At 37.8% G+C, this 15,840-nt stretch carries 14 protein-coding genes; 3 read left to right on the top strand and 11 right to left on the bottom strand.

Translation table 11 applies throughout. The features are described from left to right. Positions 1 to 3: 3 nt before the first annotated feature. The 4 genes from ED557_12360 to ED557_12375 all read right to left on the bottom strand — a co-directional run bounded on the left by ED557_12360 (position 4) and on the right by ED557_12375 (position 4,362). Positions 4 to 975 (bottom strand): hypothetical protein, encoded by a 972-nt coding sequence (locus ED557_12360; GenBank protein RNC79921.1) that lies wholly within the window; start codon positions 973 to 975, stop codon positions 4 to 6. Positions 976 to 1,109: 134 nt separating this feature from the next. Continuing rightward, positions 1,110 to 1,769 (bottom strand): HD domain-containing protein, encoded by a 660-nt coding sequence (locus ED557_12365; protein ID RNC79922.1) that lies wholly within the window; start codon positions 1,767 to 1,769, stop codon positions 1,110 to 1,112. Next, complete coding sequence (locus ED557_12370; protein ID RNC79923.1) at positions 1,754 to 2,893, bottom strand: glycoside hydrolase family 3 protein; 1,140 nt, start codon at positions 2,891 to 2,893, stop codon at positions 1,754 to 1,756. The genes ED557_12365 and ED557_12370 overlap by 16 nt, the downstream gene beginning before the upstream one ends. Further along, a complete protein-coding gene (locus ED557_12375; protein ID RNC79924.1) occupies positions 2,893 to 4,362 on the bottom strand; it encodes a TlpA family protein disulfide reductase in 1,470 nt (489 codons plus the stop codon). Before ED557_12375 ends, ED557_12370 begins: the two co-directional genes overlap by 1 nt. Before the next feature lie 316 nt (positions 4,363 to 4,678). Between ED557_12375 and ED557_12380 the strand changes: the two genes are divergently transcribed. Continuing rightward, entirely contained in the window at positions 4,679 to 5,416 is a 738-nt protein-coding gene (locus tag ED557_12380) for a tetratricopeptide repeat protein (GenBank protein RNC79925.1), read from the top strand. A 2-nt stretch (positions 5,417 to 5,418) separates the two neighbouring features. On the opposite strand, the gene ED557_12385 is transcribed toward ED557_12380, so the two are convergent. The 4 genes from ED557_12385 to ED557_12400 are packed head-to-tail and all read right to left on the bottom strand — an operon-like array spanning position 5,419 to position 9,331. Next, entirely contained in the window at positions 5,419 to 8,625 is a 3,207-nt protein-coding gene (locus tag ED557_12385; GenBank protein ID RNC79926.1) for a CHAT domain-containing protein, read from the bottom strand. A 51-nt stretch (positions 8,626 to 8,676) separates the two neighbouring features. Next, positions 8,677 to 8,865 carry a hypothetical protein gene (locus ED557_12390; GenBank protein RNC79927.1) on the bottom strand — a complete coding sequence of 63 codons (189 nt, stop codon included), beginning with the start codon at positions 8,863 to 8,865 and terminating at the stop codon, positions 8,677 to 8,679. 44 nt (positions 8,866 to 8,909) lie between these two features. Then, complete coding sequence (locus ED557_12395; GenBank protein RNC79928.1) at positions 8,910 to 9,098, bottom strand: hypothetical protein; 189 nt, start codon at positions 9,096 to 9,098, stop codon at positions 8,910 to 8,912. 44 nt (positions 9,099 to 9,142) lie between these two features. Beyond that, positions 9,143 to 9,331, bottom strand: coding sequence for a hypothetical protein (locus ED557_12400; protein RNC79929.1), 189 nt, complete (start codon positions 9,329 to 9,331; stop codon positions 9,143 to 9,145). 343 nt (positions 9,332 to 9,674) lie between these two features. Here ED557_12400 and ED557_12405 point away from each other — a divergent pair, with 343 nt between their 5' ends. Continuing rightward, positions 9,675 to 10,238 carry a sigma-70 family RNA polymerase sigma factor gene (locus ED557_12405; GenBank protein ID RNC79930.1) on the top strand — a complete coding sequence of 188 codons (564 nt, stop codon included), beginning with the start codon at positions 9,675 to 9,677 and terminating at the stop codon, positions 10,236 to 10,238. A 95-nt stretch (positions 10,239 to 10,333) separates the two neighbouring features. On the opposite strand, the gene pdeM is transcribed toward ED557_12405, so the two are convergent. After that, positions 10,334 to 10,993, bottom strand: coding sequence for a ligase-associated DNA damage response endonuclease PdeM (pdeM, locus tag ED557_12410; protein RNC79931.1), 660 nt, complete (start codon positions 10,991 to 10,993; stop codon positions 10,334 to 10,336). Beyond that, a complete protein-coding gene (locus tag ED557_12415; GenBank protein RNC79932.1) occupies positions 10,990 to 13,464 on the bottom strand; it encodes a ligase-associated DNA damage response DEXH box helicase in 2,475 nt (824 codons plus the stop codon). The genes pdeM and ED557_12415 overlap by 4 nt, the downstream gene beginning before the upstream one ends. Positions 13,465 to 13,539: 75 nt before the next feature. Here ED557_12415 and acs point away from each other — a divergent pair, with 75 nt between their 5' ends. Next, positions 13,540 to 15,438 (top strand): acetate--CoA ligase, encoded by a 1,899-nt coding sequence (gene acs, locus ED557_12420; GenBank protein ID RNC79933.1) that lies wholly within the window; start codon positions 13,540 to 13,542, stop codon positions 15,436 to 15,438. Here acs and ED557_12425 read toward each other — a convergent pair. Continuing rightward, the gene (locus tag ED557_12425; protein ID RNC79934.1) at positions 15,435 to 15,800 is read right to left on the bottom strand and encodes a hypothetical protein; all 366 of its coding nucleotides are present in this window, start codon (positions 15,798 to 15,800) and stop codon (positions 15,435 to 15,437) included. The genes acs and ED557_12425 overlap by 4 nt on opposite strands. Positions 15,801 to 15,840 lie beyond the last annotated feature (40 nt).

Genomic DNA, 15,840 nt, shown 5'->3' on the forward strand with positions numbered 1-15,840 from the left:
GTGCTAGTTATTTTCGAATGTAGTAATAAGTTTCTCCCAAGTACAGTTTGCGATAATTTGTGCTCCTTCTTCATTTGGGTGCGAATCGCCGGGGATTTTTATTTCATCCAAACTTGAAATAATTTTGTCTTGAACACAAGCATAGTTATCAAAAAAGTTTTCCTTCTGATCAGAGGAGAGTTGATACCACTTGTAAAATTGCTGGTCATACATCGACATTTTCTTTTCCTCAAAGAAACCAGTCGTTATTACAATAAACTCACATCCATTTTGGGTACACCAGTTTTCTATTTTATCTAGAATAGCAGTGCCAAGAAGAGTGGAATAGTCTGATTCTTCAGAAAACGAATCCAAATCAGGGATTCTCACGGTACTTTTTTGAGGGTCAAAATTTTTAGTCAGATCTTTGAAATATAAGTTCCTCCAGAGGAGCTTAATTACGATGTTGCCAAGCTGAGAATTTGCCTGTATCCAACGATACCATTTCTTATGGGCTAGATAGGGTAGTATAGCTCGAGGAGTCCAGCGCTGAGATTTTTCTAGTGAATCCGGTAATGATTCATCATATACATATAAATTTTTCGACAGAGCTCGATTTATATCATCACTATTCATGAAATAAACCAGGTAATCGATATCGAGGTCGATTCCATGAGTATCAAGCCACCCAGGCCAGTCTCCTAGGCCTGAACCACCAATGCCTCCGTTTAAAAACTGAAGAGAGTCAGGGAAGTATTCATCGGCTTTTTCCTGCAGAAGGTGGACATAGGTTTGCTCTTCGTTCAAAAGTAGCCCAAAAGTAAAGGAATCTCCTATGGTTAAAACGTTAACCTTTCCTAAATTAATTTCTTTTCCCCGGAGCCTGTGTTTATTGAATCTGTAATCTGCTTTTCGGTCATCAAATTCTTGAAATGCTTCTCCTCCCGATTGATTCATCATGAATCCGGTTTCATGCATTTCAAGCCAGGTCACCATTTTATTTTGGGGAATGATAATCCGAACAGCTAGTTCACAAATTAAGATTGCGAATATTGAACTAATAAGAACTAGTAATAGAGGTTTAAGAAGATTTAAGAACCTGGCCATTGATTCACTTAGTATTAGAGCCTTTAATGTAGTCCTTTCCACTCATTTTTAAATCGTTCTACATATTCAACCATAAAGTGGTGACGTTCTTCAGCCATCTTCTTTCCTGAGCTTGTGTTCATTCGGTCTTTGAGTAGAAAGAGCTTTTCGTAGAAATGATTAATAGTATGCCCTTTACTGTTCTTATAAGCTTCAAAAGAAGAATGCATAACAGGAGGGATGTCTGGATTGTACATCTCGCGATGCCTGAAACCACCATAAGAAAACGCTCTTGCAATACCGATGGCTCCAATGGCATCCAGCCGATCGGCATCCTGAACTATTTGTCCTTCAATAGTTTCCATTGGGGTGGAAACACCAGCTCCCTTAAAGGATATATGGGCAATAATCTCACAAATATGGTTTGTAGTTGTTTCTGGGATGGGGAAATTTCTAAGCCATTTCTTTGCTACTCTAGCTCCTAATAACTCATCGCCTCCATGAAATTTATGATCTGCTATATCATGTAGGAGGGCAGCTAGCTCGACGACAAGTTCATTTACACCTTCCTCTTTGGCTAGAGTAAGAGCTGTATTCCTTACTCTATGGATATGCCACCAATCATGCCCACTATCCCCTTCAAGAGAGTCTTTTACAAACTCTTCTGTTTTTTGAATAACTAACTCTGCTAAAAGTTCAGACATGTACAGAGGTCTTCGATTACATCTTTTTTTAGCTTGGCAACCCTTGCAAGTGCAGCATCAATCGTTTCTTCACTTATCTTGTCTTCTGCAATAAGCTTCTGAATGGTATTAACAGCCTTTTTTACGATGTCTTCTTCATAGACCAAATTGTTCCCAAAGATTAATATATCAACTCCTGCATTCAGCGCCTGTTCAATAGCAGTTTCAAGGCCATACTCTGCTCGTATTGCTTCCATCTGCATATCGTCGGAGAATACAACTCCTTCAAAACCTAAAGAATCTCTCAATAGTCCATTAATTGTAGCAGGAGACATTGTGGCTGGCCAATCAGGATCGAGGTTAGCATTGTAAATATGGGCAGTCATTACTGCATTAATATTTTTTTCTTCGAATAGCTTTCGATAGGGAATAAGTTCGTCAGGGCTCCAGCTATTTGTAACATCAGTAACTCCCAGGTGGGAGTCCTCTGAAGAGCTGCCATGTCCCGGAAAGTGTTTTAATACGGTTAATATTCCTTCTACATCAAACTCATCAATCATATAGCCCGCATGCTCCGCTACTTTGTAAGGGTCGTCGGAAAAGCTTCGCTCGTATTTTGCTATAACAGGGTTATCCGGATTTGTATTTACATCAAGTACCGGGGCAAAATTAGTGTTTACACCAACTACCATGAATTCCTGAGCCATGCTTCGGGCATAAAAGCGGGTTGAATCTTCATTATCTATTTCCCCCAGGTATTGTGCAGAAACTGTTTTAGGAAATCCCATGCTCGGTTTTAATCGGGCAACTTTTCCTCCTTCCTGATCAATAGAAATAATAGGAGGGGTGGAAGAGTAAGCTACAAGAGCGCTGGCAAGCTTAAGAAGTTGATCGTCAGATTCTATATTTCTTCCATAAGTCTTGGATTCAACATCGTAATCAAACAAAACAACACCGCCAAGGTTGTAATTTTTGATATCCTGAACGATGCTACTTTCCGAATCAATCTCTGTACCTCTGAATCCTACAACCAGGAGCTGGCCTAATTCTTGATCACTGTATGAGGTTTCATAGGCTTCTTCAACGGGTTTGGCAGAGCAACCCAGTAGAATGGTAGAGAGGACAATTAGTGCTTTAAGTCTCATTATGGAGTAGAAGATGAATTGTTGTATTGCTCTATTAAGTTATCAAGTACTTCGGTAAAATTGAAAGAGGGACGAATATCATTATATCTTGAGATATTTCCATCAGGATCTACCAAAATATAAAAAGGAATTCCTCCTCCTTTATACGCTTTGAAAGTTTCTTGCTGCATACCATCGCCACCATAAAGTTGAGGCCATGGATTTTTAAAACGAGTGATGTCTTGTACCCAAACCAAACTATCTACTTCTGTGGATATTGCTACTATTTCAAAATCGTCTCTACTGTAGCTACTATATATTTCTCTCATGTGCGGAAATTCTTCCAGGCAAGGTTGACACCATCCTGCCCAAAAATCAAGAAGTACAAATTTTCCTTTATAATCTGAAAGCGTGTGGATGTTACCTTCCAGATCTGAAATAGAAAAGGGTACGGCAGGTTGACCTGGGGAAACGGATTTAATTTCATTGTAAAACCAACCAAGAAATTCTGTGTATTCTTCAAATTCAGCGTAATCTTCCAAGTAGGCTAAATAACTAGGCTCTGAAATGCTGAATGGCTGCTCTCCAATTCTCTCTGCAACTAAAAACATTTCTGCATAAGCTTTTGTATCCTGATCTTCAATGTGTTCAATCACCTGCATTCTTTTTTCGTCCAGCTCAGGATAGGCAACTTGCTTGATATCATATTCAGCAAGATTCATTTGGAAAGCATTTACTACACTATCATACACTCCAAAAGTCCTGGAGTAATAATGCGTAAAGTCCCTTATTCCGGCTCGTTGAGACTCAAGCACATCAAGACTGAAGAAGTCTTTAGAAACGGCCTCCTGAATAACTTTTTGTCGAGCAGTATCTACATCATAATTTCCAATATGGCGGTCGGAGTATTCAACAGCTCTTAGTTTTAATACTAAATCTTCGCCAACTACTTTTTGATAGAGTGGATCAAAGAGCGTTCCTTTTAGGTATTTTTCTGCACGACTTAGCTTTTCTTTACTGTAAGCAAGAGCTGAGTTTTTTTGACCAACTTTAAACTTATCCATCTCTAATTTAATAGCTGCGTCTAAGCCATTTATTTCCTCAAGGTACTCCTGATAGTTCAGATTTAAATTCTCATGATCTCCTGAAATGGCTACTTCAAATGGAAATGCCGCTCGTTTAATAGTAATTGAAGAAGATTTTCCGGGTTCTATATAAATAGGATACGACTCGTCCTGAATCGATAACCAGACAATCATAGGTTTATCAGCTGGGATAGAAAGCTCAAAGTTTCCTCCTTCCAACTCCAGATTGTACTGTTCTTTAATTGAATATTTATAGTGGAGAGGAGGGATTTCTACATATGCATTAGTATTTCCAATATAATCGATCGAGCCTGAGAGATAAGCTTCGTTTGAAGAACTACAGTTAATAAGTAAAATGGAGATAAGAAGAGCGGGTATTCTTAAGTGTAATAATTTTATTTTCATTGATAGTTAGGTAATAAAGTATTGAGAGAATAGGTTTATTAGAAAATCTTAAAGTTTGTCATTTTATCGAATTAACCATCTCTTTTAGTTCAGTTAATAGTTAAAAAATAATTTCAATTATTGGTGTAACAATTAGTTAACATCTTTCTCTTAAAGTTGAAGCAATCAAATTAACGAGCAAATAATTCGATTGCTGAATTTTATAGGGAATAGATATTGTAGAGAAGTGAACAAAAAAAGACGGTATTTTTTGCTCAATCAAAAAAATCCCAATAAATGAGATAAATACAATAAACCAATATCTAACGATCAGATAATGATAGAAAGTAATGTCAAAAAAGACTTGGAGCATAAAATTGACTTATATGTTAATGGAAAGCTAAGCCAAGACCAAGTCGACGAACTTTGGGCTGAGTTAATACAAGACGGTTACTATTTGGATTACACTAAAAGTGTTGCCAACATTAAAGCAGTTATTGAATCACAAAGGCTTAATAAGAATACAGCTCCGGTATACAAACTGCGTAAAATTGCCAGCTATGGAACAGCAGCAGCAATAGCAATTATAATTGGAGTTATAAGTGTTATCAATTTCTCTGGTAATGACCAAACCTTCTCTCTTCAGGCCGTGAATGAACTTGATTTGGGGGAGGTTCGTGGAGATAGCGAATTATTCACCCCGACTGAAGTTATTGCCGAGGCTATTGAACTAGCTAATAATGGAAATGTAGAACAAGCAGTAACTTTACTCGAGAGAGAAATAGACCGCACTGAAGATCCGGATTTAGTAGCAGAGATTTCTCTTACTCTCGGATCAATTCAATATAATTACGGTGAATATGACGCAGCTCTCTTGAGTTTTGAAAGAGTTATAAGTCAAAATACTATTGACGTAAAAAATCTGGATAAAGGATATTGGTATTTAGCCAATACTTATCTTCAATTAGGTATGCTAGATAAAGCAGAATCTGCATTTAGAAATGTATATGAGCTTGATCAGGGATATAGCAGGATCGCTAAGACTTACCTGGATGCTTTTGAAGAAAGCCGATAATCCTAAAACGAGTTTTCTCTGATTAAAAAGATTCCTCCAATAATTATTACAAAGAATATTGGATACAATAAGCCAGCACTAGCTGGCTTTTTTGTTAGAGGAGAAGGATTTCCTATAAGCATGTATGCTCCCCAATAATAAGGGTTAGCATTTCCGGTTTTTAATAAGTTCAATTTGGCAGACCTAATTGCGTCCTCCTTTGAAATACCATCATTTACATCAGAATAGAATACGGAAGCAAACTCGGAAGCCGACTTGTCATTAACTGACCATAAATTAAGTGCCAGACTCTTGGCTCCTGCATATCTTAATGCTCTGCTAACTCCTACAACTCCGGCACCTTGTATATAGCTACCTGAGCCCGAGCTACAAGAATTCAGCATAATAAATTGATTGTTCATATTTGCATCAAAGAGCTCATAAGCATATAAAGGAGAAAATCCGTCATTAGAATCATCTCGTAAATAAATGGTAGAAAATAAAGGGTCTTGTTCGGAAACTTCACTATGAGTGGCGACATGAATGATTTCCGAGTTTGATACCATATTTAAGAATGAAGATTTGGTAGCGTTCCTCTCGAGGAAAATTTCCTGATCTTCAAAATTTACCATATGCGAACTTATTTCTCTCACTTCTTTAGTTGCAAAGGGAAGGGAACCTAAGCGATCATTTCCAGAAGCTTCAAAATTGGAAAGTGCAAACGCAGAAAAGCTGATTCCATGACTAGTTTTTTTCTTTCTGGTGTTATCCTGAAATTCATTTAAAGAAGTGAAATACTTAATAGTGTACTCCTCAATTAAGTATCTGGTAGAGCCATAGCTAGTTGCTGATTCTGGCTTTTTGATCGGGAGAACCTCTAATGGAATTCTATATAGATAGTTGTCAGGTATAACAGTAAGCTTAGAAATGCCTTCAGGAATTTCTTGCTCAAGGCGAAGTGTATTATAAATTTGATGAAGTTCATTTAAATCAGTTTCTGCTGAAGCAAGGTTATCAGCGCCAGAAATAAATAGTTGTTTTGCTTCAGAACTAAATTCAATTGGTACAATCTTTATATCATTTCTGGAGATATAGCTTGTATACAATACATTACCTACCTCAGCAAAATGTATTATGAGTTCTTCATCCGAAAGTTTGCGCTGTGCTGCCCATATTGATGGGGGCTCAAGTGAAGTATTCCTCCTGATTTTATTTAAGATCTGTTCTCGTTGAGCCTGTAACTGATCAATTTCTGCTTTCAGTTCCAGTTTTTTAGAATTCGATGACACATTTAGATACTGAGTTCTAAGATCGAGAACACGGTTGTTTAACATTTGATCCTGAGCAAGGTCTAGCTCGGATAATCTCTTGGCCCTCAGAATTGGACTGTTATATAAGGCAGCATCGTTTATTGTTTTAATTTCATCTAACAACTGTACTGCCTTAGCGAATTGACCAGACTCCAGAGCCATATTGATGAGCGCGTTGAAGGCCTCCAAATATTCTGGCTGTATAGACCAGAACCCTGTTTGTGAATTGATATTCGTTCGTTCTCGATTAACAATTTGATCAATTACAGGTTCTAACTGCAAAAAAGCGCCTCTTAAATCGCCTTGTTTTTGAAGGTATCTTGCCTCAATGGTTCGGTAATCCACCAAAAGCTCAAACTCAATATTGTCGAGGGGGTATATTTTGATTTCAGATAGTAATTCGGATGTCTCTGTTAAATTTTCCTGTTCAAAAGCAATTTTAGTAAGCCCTATTAATGCCTCCAGATAGAAAGAGGTATTTGAACTTCGAATGGAAAGTTCTTTTAAGTTATGGTATTTCTGAGAAGCTTTATCCCATTGCTTGATTGAGGCTAGAATTTCTGCTTCCTGTTTCAGAACCCTTACATAGTCACTGAAATGATTGACAGAATCTAATTCAGTTTGAGCCAATTGAAGTTCTTGTAAGGCTTTTTTTGCATCACTAAAAAAATCCCAATAAAAACTGCCAGAAAAGAAATGAAGCATGGCTAATTCATAACGATCGTGGTTATCACTTGCAATTTTCTCTGCTTGATTTAGGTAGCTAATAGCTGTTTGAACATCTTTTATTTCGGTATAGTAACTGAACAGGTTTTGAATTATGATAAGCTCGTGTTTATACACCGAATCTTGTTGGGCTTGTATTAATGCATCGAACTGCATATTTAAATATTTATTCTTTTGGCCAAGTTTTCTATAGCAGAGACTGAGGTTATTGAATAACTCAGATTTGGAAATGGAGCTGTTTGGATCATTGTACAGCTTTTCATACTCAACCCTGGCTTCATCAAACTTTCCTAATGAATAAAGGCTAAATGCTTTCCTAGATATAGCTTGTTCATACATTTGTGTGAAGCCTAGGTATGTTGATAATGGAATAAGTTGTTCTCTCAAGATCCGGAGTGACTCATCATATCTTCCAATTATGATAAGAGAATAGTTGGCTATGTTTAAATACCGAGATAGATTAGTTGAAATTGGGAAAAGCTCTTCTGTACTTATGAAAGGTAAGAGATATTGCAAATCCTCATAGCGGTCAATCTCAAAAAAAATAGTCATAAGATTGATGAGGCGGATAGAATCAATAAGATCATTGTTAAATCCCTCTTTCCTAAAGTATTCAATCCAGGTTTCAGCAAGAGAGTTTAAAAAATCAGAATCGAGAAGATAACTGGTATTATTTGTGAACAGAATACTATTTATGATTAAATCTATATCCGGATTTAGAAGAACATTGATATCTAGTTTAACTTTGTTATTAATACTACTAAGTAATCCTAGTTCTCTCTGATCAATACTTTCAGACCAACTACTGTCAAAATTTTGAAAAAACTCGGTTCTTTGAACTTCAGATGGTTCTAACAGGATATATAGACTTGCAATTTTGACGTCACCATGGTTTAGGGCAAAATTACTTAACCTCAAAAGTCTATTAGTGTTATTAGAAGCTTCATCTTCTCCGCACCCATATTCAGAAAAAAAATATCTAATACTACTAGTCGATCCGAAAATAGCTCGTGAAACAGAATTATGTATCTGGCATGTTGAGCTAAAAATCTCATTTAAGGCCCAGAAATTTTCCGTGAGATTTTCTTCCTTCTCTATTGCTTCAATATACTTATAGGTTTGGTTAATGAGCTGCTCATCTAAACTTGCTTCTGTACCTAAAAATAACCCAAATAATAGAATTATGAATTTCATTAAAGAATGTACACCACACAGATCATTCTTTCACACCAAAAAAAGAAAAAATTAAAGGACGGGTTTAGTGAGGATAGGTCGGGTAGGGCCGCCAGCAAAAGCAGCGTCATCATCGGTGATGGTGATTTCTACTTCCGGTTGCGTTGCTTCGGTGGTAGCCGGGGTTTGGTTGGCCGGAGCACAGGCGAAAGAGATAGCAACGAGAGTAAGTAGGGTAAATAGAGACTTAAGCGATTTCATGATGATTGTTGGATTTTATAATTAGGATTAAATAAAGGTTAAAATTAAAGGACGGGTTTAGTGAGGATAGGTCGGGTAGGACCGCCAGCGAAAGCTGCATCATCGTCGGTGATGGTGATTTCTACTTCAGGTTGCGTTGCTTCGGTGGTAGCCGGGGTTTGGTTGGCCGGAGCACAGGCGAAAGAGATAGCAACGAGAGTAAGTAGGGTAAATAGAGACTTAAGCGATTTCATGATGATTGTTGGATTTTATAATTAGGATTAAATAAAGGTTAAAATTAAAGGACGGGTTTAGTGAGGATAGGTCGGGTAGGACCGCCAGCGAAAGCTGCATCATCGTCGGTGATGGTGATTTCTACTTCAGGTTGCGTTGCTTCGGTGGTAGCCGGGGTTTGGTTGGCCGGAGCACAGGCGAAAGAGATAGCAACGAGAGTAAGTAGGGTAAATAGAGACTTAAGCGATTTCATAATAAATTGTATTTGATTTTAGATTGTAATTTTAGTCCAGATAAAGAGTTTTTTATATCGAATTTGTTACGAAAAAAATGATCTTTACTTAGATTTTAAAATTTATATTTATAGTCCAGATAAAGAGATTTTTTCACCTCTTTTGTTACACTTTTAACCTACCCTAAAAAACTCAAACACACCAAATTTTTGTTAAGATTTCTTAATCTAAGCTCTAAAAAGAGCCAAATTTGAATCATATAATAGTTTTTAAGTATCAAGTAGAGTTTTATATTCTCTGCGAAATAGCTATTCAGAATTTGAGTTTGAAGTAGTACTTAACAATAACTTTTAGTCGTTTCTTTTGACAAAAAACAGAGTTGATTATTCTGAGTTAGTTGTAGCTCTTCAGAAAGGAGACGAAACTACATCTGCGAGGCTAATAAAAGAACTTACACCAAGGTTAGAGGATTATCTGGTGGTAGTAATGAATGCCGAGCGTTATTCAGCAGAAGAATGTGTTCAACAAGCCTTTCTTGATGTTTTTGAACAGATTAGAAAAGATAACATTAAGGAGAAAAAATATATTTTTAGTTATCTGATAAAATCATGCAGACATGAGTATTTACGATATAGTAAAAGAGAGCATAAATTTAAGTATGAAGAAGAAGCTCTGAATGTACTTTATGAACCAGAAGAGCAAATAAAAAACCTATTAGATCAAGAAAGACAGCGAATTCTTGAAGATTGTTTAAACGAACTCAAAGCTAAATCAAGACGGTTTATTGAATATTTTATTGATAAGCCAGATGCAACTACAGATGAAGCTACAGAGGAATTTGGGCTAAGCAGTGCAAATGTTCGAACCAGAAAATCAAGGATTCTCAGTCGCCTTCATCATTGCTATAAGCGTAAATCTAATGAGTAAAAGCTTACAAGAGAGAGTGTAACAAGTCTTGTAATTTACTATTCAATAAGGGTTTAAAAAGCGATAAGATTATTTTCTTTTAGGATGTAACAAATTTAGATCATTCTGACAATTTCCTGATTTACGATTCCATAGACTTGTTCACCGGATTTAGGTGTAATTGGATGAGTACCTGTAAATCCACCAAAAGCAGGTAGTAATCCAAATTGTTCTCCAAAATAGAAACAGGGTATTCTAAGCTTTTGACGTGCTTTCCCTTTAAGAATAACCGAAGGATGGATATGCCCGGATATCGTATAATTTTTGTTGGAAGAATCAATCAAAGTATAATCGTGACAAAATGTAAATGGAACGCTATCAATTATAGATGTACAAATGAGCCCTAATGCCTCATATTCTTCAGGGGAATAAAAATCATGGTTACCCATAGCTAAAATCATCTCAAGAGAAGAGTAGTTGGTACGCCAATTTTTGAATAGTTCCCATTCAATGTTCTTGTCGCTATGAAAAAGATCACCAAGGAAAAGTACTTGGTTCGGTTTAAATCGCTCTATAAGTGAATCAATTCGATTAAGATTTTCATTATTTACCCCACTTGGAACTGGTATCCCCGATTTTTGAAAATGTCCTGTTTTTCCAAGATGTAAATCTGAAAGAATTAAGGTCCTTTGATTTATCCAGAACATTGCTTTTTCGGGAGTGAGAATAAACTCTTGACCGATAAGTTCTATTTGAAAGTCTTTTTTAGATATCATTTAACGTGTTTCCCAAGTTGCACCTGCATCCTTTTAATTCGATCGATTAGTTTTTCAGAACTAAGTTTGCCCCTCAATCTATCTACCATTATGGGAAATGCATAAGGTGTAAATCGTTCAGTATGATTTAACACAATTTCTTGTTTCTGAATTTTCATCATCACCTTTCTTAACCTGATTTCATCAAGTTGAAAAAACATGACCTCATCAAAAGCTTGCCGAATTAGTAGATGATCAGGTTCATACTGCGTGAATACATCAAAAAGAAGGCTTGAATTCATTCTTAAGTGTTTCGTTTTGCGCTGCTCTCCCGGGAAACCATGAAAGATTAATCCAGCTACCTGCCCAACTTCCCAGAATTTTCTTTTAGCCAACTCACTATTGTTAAGGCTTGCTCGAATATCCTCAGTTAGATGATCCACAGAGAGTACATCACTTTTTAATGCTTCTTCTATGGGGATATCCTGATCTGATAATAACTCAAATCCATAATCATTCATGGCTATCGAAAAAGTAATAGGAGTCATCTTTGAGATCCTGTGAGCAATAACAGCCGACATTCCCTCATGTACATATCTTCCTTCGAAAGGATAGAAGAATACATGGCAACCTTCTCTTGAAAAACTCTTCTCTATTAGAAATTGATTTTCACTCGGGAGAATAGACCAGGCTTTTTGTACATCAAGAATAGGGGCGATGGTATCTAGCTCAACCATACCTGTATTACCCGAAATAGCCTTTTGCATAGTCCTGCGAAGAATTCTGGACATATTCGAAGAAAGGGACATGCGCCCGCCTTGCCAGCTCGGTACTTTTGATTTTGAACCCTTAGCCCTTTTAACAAAAGCGGTGTTTTCTTTGATTTGTATCAATTCCAGATTCCGTCCGGCAAACCAGAACTTATCGCCAATGTTAAGGCTGGCAATAAAAGTCTCTTCAATAGAACCCAAAGACCCACCGCTCAGGTACCGAACCCTAAGTGAGGAATCGCTTGTAATTGTTCCTATGCTCATCCTGTGTCTTCTGGCAATTTTCCTGTCTTCAACCGTATAGAGATTATCATCATTGATAATTGCTTTCGAATATTCTGGATAGCTACTCAGTGATTTTCCACCAGTAGTAATAAAGCGTAAAGCCCATTCCCATTCTTCGTTGGTTAAAGTCTGATATGCAAATGTGGATGTAAGTTCCGGGAACAGATACTCTGGATTAAAACCATCAGAAACTGCCAATGTCACTAAATATTGAACAAGTACATCCATTGGTTTAAGGATGGGTTCACGGCTTTCCATTTCAGATTCATCCACAGCATTTTTGAGTGCAGCTGCTTCAATCAGCTCCAGTGCGTGGGTGGGTACAAAGTGAATAGAACTGGTTGCACCAGGCTTATGACCGCTTCTTCCTGCACGTTGTAGGAAACGAGCAATTCCTTTCGGACTCCCTATTTGAATCACCGTATCAACCGGGCTAAAATCTACTCCTAAATCTAAACTTGAAGTACATACAACGGCTTTAAGTATTCCTTCATGAAGAGATTTCTCAACCCAATCCCTCACGTCTCTATCCAGAGAGCCATGGTGTAAAGCAATAGTACCGGCATAATCAGGACTAGTATCAAGAATTCGTTGGAACCATGCTTCTGATTGTCCTCTTGTATTAGTAAAAATTAGTGTAGAAGTATGATTGTCAATAATGGGAAGGATTTTAGGAAGTAGGTTTAATCCCAAGTGCCCGTGCCATGGAAAAGTTTCGATTTCATCGGGTAAAACAGATTTGATGACTATATTCTTTTTTATATCTGCTTTAACAATTACCGAATTTGAAGAAGAATACTCATTCCCTATAAGTACTTCCAATGCCTGCTCTAAATTTCCAATAGTAGCAGAGATTCCCCAAATAGAAAGATGAGGTCTTAATGCTTTTAAACGTGACAATCCAAGTTCTACCTGGATCCCTCTTTTAGAACCAAGTAGCTCATGCCATTCATCAATAATAATGGCATCAAGGTTTTTAAAATGTCTTGCATAGTTTTTTTGTGCAAGAAGTATGTGAATACTTTCCGGAGTGGTGATTAAAACTTCAGGCATTTTGCGGTTTTGCTTTTGCTTAACCGATTGAGAAACATCACCAGTTCTTCTTTCAACCTCCCAGGGTATTTCCATTTCATCTAAAGAAGTTTGGAGAGCGCTTTCAATATCTTTTGCTAAGGCCCTTAAAGGAGTAATCCACAGAACCCTAAGCCCATTTGATGCCTTCTCTTTATAATCCTCAGGATGTTCATTAATCCATTTGATAATGTTAGGAATCCAAAGAGCAAAAGTTTTACCACTTCCTGTAGGTGCGTTCAGGAGTCCTTTTTTCCCATTCAGGAAATGGCGCCATACTTTCTTTTGAAAAGGGAAGATGGTCCAGCCTTTTGAATGGAACCATTCTTCTACTATTCGTTCGCCATTAGATACCTGTTTTTTCAATAGAATTTATTCTTGCTTCTACGCTTAAAAAACGTCAACATTGATCACTTCGAAACCTAACCAATTTGACGGAAAATGTGGCTGAATATAAAATCATTCAATAATTATCAGGAAACTTTTAACGCTAGTGAAAAAGATCGTCTAGCCTTCTGGGAGCACGAGGCCGGAACTTTTTACTGGAGGAAGCGATGGCACACAGTTCAAAGCGGGGGCTTTGAAACAGCCGATATCAAATGGTTCGAAGGGGGTAAGCTAAATATAACCGAGAACGCACTTGATCGTCATTTAAATACGATAGGAAATAAGACTGCCTTTATATTTGAGCCTAACCATCCTGATTCTTTTCGAAGAACGATTACCTACCGCCAACTTCACGAAGATGTATGCCGGTTTTCGAATGTACTTCAAAGCAAGGGAGTACATAAAGGAGATCGTGTTTGTATCTATATGGCAATGACCCCTGAATTAATTATTACGGCACTCGCATGCGCTCGAATTGGAGCTGTTCACTCTATTGTATTTGCCGGGTTCTCCGCACAATCATTGAGTGAACGAATTAATGATTGTGAAGCAAAAATGTTAATCACCAATGACGGATTAAGAAGAGGGGATAAGCATGTTCCGCTAAAGGATATTTCAGACGAAGCACTTAAAACCAGTCCTTCAATTAAAAATGTGATTGTATGTCAACGTACTAACAGGGATGTAGATTGGGTAGAAGGAAGAGACGAATGGTGGCACAATCTAATTCGCAATGCATCAAAACAGCACGAAGCTGTAGAAATGGATTCCGAAGATCCATTATTCATACTCTACACCTCAGGTTCTACAGGTAAGCCAAAAGGTGTGGTTCACACTTGTGGCGGATATATGGTGTATACCAGCTATTCATTCAGAAATGTGTTTCAGGTTGGTGCTGATGATGTGTACTGGTGTACGGCTGATGCAGGATGGATAACCGGTCATAGCTATATCATTTATGGGCCACTTTTTACAGGCACAACAGGTATTATTTTTGAAGGGACTCCAACCTACCCAGATGCGGGCCGTTTTTGGGAAGTGGTCGAGAAGTATAAAGTCACTCATTTCTATACCGCTCCAACGGCTATCCGTGCGTTAATGAGTTTTGATTTGGATTTTGTTCGAAAATACGATCTAAGCTCTCTTAAAATTTTGGGATCAGTGGGAGAGCCCATTAATGAAGAGGCATGGCATTGGTATCATACCCATATAGGAAATAATCAATGCTCCATAGTAGATACCTGGTGGCAAACAGAAACAGGAGGAATAATGATCTCTCCTCTAGGAGGAATTACCCCGACAAAACCAGGCTTCGCTACCTTACCACTCCCAGGAATTTTTCCTGTTTTAATGGACGAAACCGGAAAAGAAATTGAAGGCAATGGAGTAGAAGGAAATTTATGTATCAAACATCCCTGGCCTTCGATAGCCCGAACAGTATATGGTGATCACGAGCGATATAAGCAGACTTATCTCTCAGCTTATAAAGGTTATTACTTTACTGGAGATGGATGCCGGAGGGATGAGGATGGATATTATCGGATCACCGGAAGGGTTGATGATGTACTCAATGTTTCCGGGCATCGCCTAGGGACTGCGGAGATAGAAAATGCGTTAGATGAGCATCCTAAAGTTGTAGAAACAGCGGTGGTTGGATACCCCCATGATATTAAAGGACAGGGAGTGTTCGCATTTATGATTTGTGATGAAGAAATAGCAGATGTTGCTGCCTTCAAAAAAGAACTTCTTGAGTTGGTAGTAAAGATTATTGGGCCTATCGCCAAGCCAGATAAAATTCAGGTAGTGCCCGGTCTTCCTAAAACCCGGTCGGGAAAAATTATGCGCAGAATACTCAGAAAAGTAGCTGCCCAGGATTTAGATAATTTGGGTGACACTTCAACTCTGCTAGATCCAAGCGTGGTTGAGGCTATTAAGAATGGAGAGGCTGTTTAGAAACTCAGCAAATACCCAGCTGGTAAAAATATCAGGCTAAGTATAAGCAATACCAGTCTAAACCTGGTCTTTATCATCATTTGATGAAAAAATAGTCCGAAAGTATACGGGTGGTCAATGAGCCAATCGTAGTAGTGAATGCGATGGGATGAGCCTAAAGCCATAGTAACATGTCCATGGATGATGGTTATCATAAAAGGAACGGCAAACATAAAAGCTCCTAAATACCTCAGTATTTCCATCATGCCCAATAATTTAGCGGCGTAATAGTAGGGCCACGCAAACAGGACAATCAATGGTACACTAAGGATCCAGTTGATCAGACTTATTCGTACATAATTTGAATGGGAAAGCTCGGACAATAGAAATTTTGAATTATAGATTTTGAATTAGGCTGTTGGA

Source organism: Balneola sp. (assembly GCA_003712055.1).
Classification (GTDB): domain Bacteria; phylum Bacteroidota; class Rhodothermia; order Balneolales; family Balneolaceae; genus RHLJ01.

Bases quoted from the DNA above. Each gene is read 5' to 3' on its own strand.
- ED557_12360 (RNC79921.1), bottom strand. From the start codon at position 975: ATGGTGACCTGGCTTGAAATGCATGAAACCGGATTCATGATGAATCAA.
- ED557_12365 (RNC79922.1), bottom strand. From the start codon at position 1,769: ATGTCTGAACTTTTAGCAGAGTTAGTTATTCAAAAAACAGAAGAGTTT.
- ED557_12370 (RNC79923.1), bottom strand. From the start codon at position 2,893: ATGAGACTTAAAGCACTAATTGTCCTCTCTACCATTCTACTGGGTTGC.
- ED557_12375 (RNC79924.1), bottom strand. From the start codon at position 4,362: ATGAAAATAAAATTATTACACTTAAGAATACCCGCTCTTCTTATCTCC.
- ED557_12380 (RNC79925.1), top strand. From the start codon at position 4,679: ATGATAGAAAGTAATGTCAAAAAAGACTTGGAGCATAAAATTGACTTA.
- ED557_12385 (RNC79926.1), bottom strand. From the start codon at position 8,625: ATGAAATTCATAATTCTATTATTTGGGTTATTTTTAGGTACAGAAGCA.
- ED557_12390 (RNC79927.1), bottom strand. From the start codon at position 8,865: ATGAAATCGCTTAAGTCTCTATTTACCCTACTTACTCTCGTTGCTATC.
- ED557_12395 (RNC79928.1), bottom strand. From the start codon at position 9,098: ATGAAATCGCTTAAGTCTCTATTTACCCTACTTACTCTCGTTGCTATC.
- ED557_12400 (RNC79929.1), bottom strand. From the start codon at position 9,331: ATGAAATCGCTTAAGTCTCTATTTACCCTACTTACTCTCGTTGCTATC.
- pdeM (RNC79931.1), bottom strand. From the start codon at position 10,993: ATGATATCTAAAAAAGACTTTCAAATAGAACTTATCGGTCAAGAGTTT.
- acs (RNC79933.1), top strand. From the start codon at position 13,540: ATGTGGCTGAATATAAAATCATTCAATAATTATCAGGAAACTTTTAAC.